Source organism: Nitratidesulfovibrio liaohensis (genome assembly GCF_011682075.1).
Classification (GTDB): domain Bacteria; phylum Desulfobacterota; class Desulfovibrionia; order Desulfovibrionales; family Desulfovibrionaceae; genus Cupidesulfovibrio; species Cupidesulfovibrio liaohensis.
In genome coordinates this window covers 1-4299 of sequence record NZ_VSMK01000226.1, presented here as the reverse complement: position 1 = coordinate 4299, position 4299 = coordinate 1, and the positions used below count along the sequence as shown (strand labels likewise).

Sequence of the window (4299 nt, the reverse complement as noted above, 5' to 3'; positions counted from 1 at the left end):
GACGTGCTGCGTCAGGCGCTGCTTGCCCTGCCCGTGGGCGCGGCGGGCGAGCGCAAGCGCGAGGACCTGCTGCCGCCCGACTTTCGCGAGCAGGTGGGGGCGTTTGCCCCGGTCATTGCCGAGCGCAACGGCGACAGGGCCGTGGTGTCGGTGCCCGTGAAGAACGAGGCGCTGGAGACCACCCTCGACCTGCGGGTGGAGATGATCGACGGCAAGGACGGCTGGAAGGTGACCGGCCTGGTGGACCCGGATGGCCAACTGGCCGCGCACGCCGCCGCGCTGGAACGCATACGCGCCCGCGAACGTGCGGCGGCTGCGGAGGAAAACGCCCGCATTGCCGAACGGCTGGCAGGGTTGGTGCGCCTGGACCGCACCCTGGTGGGCATAGACACCCTGTCCGGGGGGCGCAACTTCAAGACGCTGGTGATACAGGTGACCGGGGCCAACCAGAGCACGCAGACCCTGGGCCGTGTGGTGGTGGACTGTGCGGTGCGGGACGAGGCCGGGCGGGTGCTGCGCACCCTGAAGCTGGTGCGCGGCATGCAGATTCGACCAGGCGAGGCGTTTGCCGAATCGTGGGTCATCGATCTCGACGAGGCGGAACCGAAGGATGTCCCGCTGCTGAACGCGGAGCGGCTGACCGGGCAATCCACGGTGCGCTCGGTGGTGTTGGCCACGGGCGAGTCCATCGTCATCAAGGGAGAATAGGGGAGTAAAGACGAACGGCGGTGTGCCGGCACGGATGGAGTAAGCGGACAGGGGAACAGCGCGGCAGGGCGACCGGGGGTGCGGTCCGCAGTGCACGGCGTCAGCGTTGGCCTCTGTCACGCGGGTTGCCCCGCCGGACGTTGATTTCTTCGTTCGTTCCAGAGTTATGCTGTCATGCGGGGCGGGGGCGCAAAGCCTGCCGCCCCTTTTCGTTGCCTGCGCGTCATTTTTTGCCCTCGTCCACATGCTCGACGTAGCCCACGCCTTCCATGCCGGGGGCGTCGCGCCAGGGCAGGTCTTCCGCCCGCGCGGGCGGTGTCCAGCCGGGATAGATGGCGGGCAGCCTGTCCCGCATGACGGTGAACAGGTAGTCCCGCGCGGCGGTGCCGTAGTACGTGGTGAAGTTCAGGACATCGTCTGGGGGCGAATAGGAAATACTGAGTACTCTGACGTCAAGAGGACCAGTGGGCTGCGGGTTGAGCACCAGCAAGAAGCAACCGAGATCCACGTTTTGTTTGTACAGCAGGATGCGACATCCGAAGAGCCAGTCGCGTGTTCCGTTGCCGTCCCAGTCGAGTGAGCCAAGGTGGTCGATCGTCAGGCTTACTTGCGGGTTATGACCCAGCGGTTTGTCTTCGATCAATAAAAGGTAGGGTTCCTTGGCTTCGTACGGGATACCTAAGGAAGTAAAGGTTGTTTTGTCCTTTACCGCCGGCAGAAACATTGAAGGAAACGTTGTGTGGTCAGCGCGTTCGTAAAAATCACGGGCAAAGGACCGTGGGCTGTATTCCCCGGCAGGGATAACCTCGGCTTTGGGATAATTGCCCTTAGCATCGATGACGACCGCCCGAAGGAGTATCCCGCGATCTATTTTTGTGATGCGCCGAAATATATCAGGCTCCGGAGCCACCACGGGTACCCGCTGCATGGCGGGCAGCGGTTCGGCATGCACAGGAAGCCACGCCCCAAGGCAGACCAGCCACAGGGCGAGCGCCAGCATGGAGAGCAGCCAGCGGTGGAAACGGGTGGGCCGTGTGGTCCCCCGGAATGTGGTGTGCAGGAAGCTTGCGGGGTGCGTCATTATTTGTCCTCGTCCACATGCTCGACGTAGCCCACGCCTTCCATGCCGGGGGCATCGCGCCAGGGCAGGTCTTCCGCCCGCGCGGGCGGTGTCCAGCCGGGATAGATGGCGGGCAGCCTGTCCCGCATGACGGTGAACAGGTATTCCCGCGCGGCGGTGCCGAAATAGTTGATGTATTTTGACGTATCGTTGGATGGCCAGTAGGTGACACGCAGAAGCCGGACATCAAGCGGCCCGGTGGGTTGCGGGTTGAGCACCAGCAGGAAGGAACCCAGATCCACGTTCTGTTTGTACAGCAGGATGCGGCATCCGAAGAGCCAATCGCGTGTTCCGTTCCCGTCCCAGTCGAACGAGGCCATCTGGAATATGGTCAGGCTGACTTGTGCCTGGCCTAGTGGTTTGTCTCTGATGAGTAACGTGTGGGGTTCTTCAGCTTCGTAACGAATGCCCAGGGCGGCAAATGTGGATTTACCCATTGCCACAGGCAGAAATGCGGACGGGAAGGCTGTGAGGTCGGCGCGTTTAAACAATTCGCGGGCAAAGGACTGCGGTGCATACTCACCCGCAGGAATTGCGTCCGCCACTGGGTAGTGCCCTTGCGCATCGACGATGCCGGGGCGTTGCAGCCATTGCAGGTTGCCCTGCACGAACCCCCTGAAAATATCCGGTTCCGGTGCCACTACGGGCACTCGCTGCATGGCGGGCAGCGGTTCGGCATGCGCTGGGCGCCATGCCCCAAGGCAGGCCAGCCACAGGGCGAGCGCCAGCAGCATGGGTAGCGCGCGACGGGGACGGGGGGGCCGTGCTGCCCATCGGAAGACGATGTGCAAGAGAGATGCGGGGTGCGTCATTTTTTGCCCTCGTCCACATGTTCGACGTAGCCCACGCCTTCCATGCCGGGGGCATCGCGCCAGGGCAGGTCTTCCGCCCGTGCGGGCGGGGTCCAGCCGGGATAGATGGCGGGCAGTTTGTCCCGCATGATGGTGAACAGGTAGTCCCGCGCGGCGGTGCCGAAATAGGTTGTTACCTTGTGGATGTTGTCTGGCTGCCGGTAGGAGACGCGAGCCAGCCGGACATCAAGCGGCCCGGTGGGTTTGGGGTTGAGCACCAGCAGGAAGGATCCCAGGCTCAGGTATGGCTTATAGAACAGGATGCGGCACCCGAAGAGCCAGTCCCGGACGCCGTTGCCATCCCAGTCCAGCGAGGCCATGAGGGGGATGGTCAGGCTAACTTGCGGATTGTGACCAAATGGCTTGTCCTCCACGAGCAAGGTATCGGGCTCTTCGGCCTCATAACGAATGCCTAGGTCGGCAAGGGTTGGCTTGCCCGACGCCACGGGCAGGAACGCGGACGGAAAGGCAGTGAGATCGGCGCGTTCGAACAGTTCGCGCGCAAAGGACTGCGGTGCATACTCACCCGCAGGAATTGCGTCCGCCACTGGGTAGTGCCCTTGCGCATCGACGATGCCGGGGCGTTGCAGCCATTGCAGATTTTCCTGCACGAATCCTTTGAAAATATGCGGCTCCGGAGCCACCACGGGCAGCCGCTGCATGGCGGGCAGCGGTTCGGCATGCGCCGGGCGCCATGCCCCAAGGCAGGCCAGCCACAGGGCGAGCGCCAGCATGGAGAGCAGCCAGCGGTGGAAACGGGTGGGCCGTGTGGTCCCCCGGAATGTGGTGTGCAGGAAGCTTGCGGGGTGCGTCATTTTTTGCCCTCGTTCACATGCTCGACGTAGCCCACGCCTTCCATGCCGGGGGCGTCGCGCCAGGGCAGGTCTTCCGCCCGCGCGGGCGGTGTCCAGCCGGGATAGATGGCGGGCAGCCTGTCCCGCATGACGGTGAACAGGTAGTCCCGCGCGGCTGTGCCGAAATAGTTGATGTATTTTGACGTATCGTTGGATGGCCAGTAGGTGACACGCAGAAGCCGGACATCAAGCGGCCCGGTGGGTTGCGGGTTGAGCACCAGCAGGAAGGAACCCAGATCCACGTTCTGTTTGTACAGCAGGATGCGGCATCCGAAGAGCCAATCGCGTGTTCCGTTCCCGTCCCAGTCCAGCGAGGCCATCTGGAATATGGTCAGGCTGACTTGTGCCTGGCCTAGTGGTTTGTCTTCAATGAAGAGAAGATGGGGTTCTTCAGCTTGGTAGCGAATACCTATGGCAGGAAAGGTGGTCCGGCCTGAGGACATGGCGGGCAGGAACGCGGATGGAAAGGCCGTGAGGTCGGCGCGTTCGAACAGTTCGCGCGCAAAGGACTGCGGTGCATACTCACCCGCAGGAATTGCGTTGGCCACTGGGTAGTGCCCTTGCGCATCGACGATGCCGGGGCGTTGCAGCCATTGCAGATTTTCCTGCACGAATCCTTTGAAAATATGCGGTTCCGGAGCCACAACGGGCAGCCGCTGCATGGCGGGCAGCGGTTCGGCATGCGCCGGGCGCCATGCCCCAAGGCAGGTCAGCCACAGGGCGAGCGCCAGCAGCATGGGCCGCGTGCGGCGAGGCCGGGGGGGCC

The 4299-nt window shown here is 63.4% G+C and carries 4 protein-coding genes and 1 pseudogene; 1 reads left to right on the top strand and 4 read right to left on the bottom strand.

Annotated features, from left to right (window positions below):
- Positions 1-708: pseudogene (locus tag FVW27_RS08950) on the top strand (hypothetical protein); the annotation flags it as partial.
- A 223-nt stretch (positions 709-931) separates the two neighbouring features.
- Here FVW27_RS08950 and FVW27_RS08945 read toward each other — a convergent pair.
- The 4 genes from FVW27_RS08945 to FVW27_RS08930 form a co-directional block, all read right to left on the bottom strand.
- Positions 932-1789, bottom strand: a complete 858-nt coding sequence (locus FVW27_RS08945; RefSeq protein WP_208294709.1) for a hypothetical protein — start codon at positions 1787-1789, stop codon at positions 932-934.
- The gene (locus tag FVW27_RS08940) at positions 1789-2562 is read right to left on the bottom strand and encodes a hypothetical protein (protein ID WP_167124461.1); all 774 of its coding nucleotides are present in this window, start codon (positions 2560-2562) and stop codon (positions 1789-1791) included. The genes FVW27_RS08945 and FVW27_RS08940 overlap by 1 nt, the downstream gene beginning before the upstream one ends.
- A gap of 74 nt (positions 2563-2636) precedes the next feature.
- Positions 2637-3494, bottom strand: a complete 858-nt coding sequence (locus tag FVW27_RS08935) for a hypothetical protein (RefSeq protein ID WP_243838309.1) — start codon at positions 3492-3494, stop codon at positions 2637-2639.
- On the bottom strand, positions 3491-4270 hold the full coding sequence (locus FVW27_RS08930) for a hypothetical protein (RefSeq protein WP_167124459.1): 780 nt from the start codon (positions 4268-4270) through the stop codon (positions 3491-3493). The genes FVW27_RS08935 and FVW27_RS08930 overlap by 4 nt, the downstream gene beginning before the upstream one ends.
- Between the last annotated feature and the right edge of the window lie 29 nt (positions 4271-4299).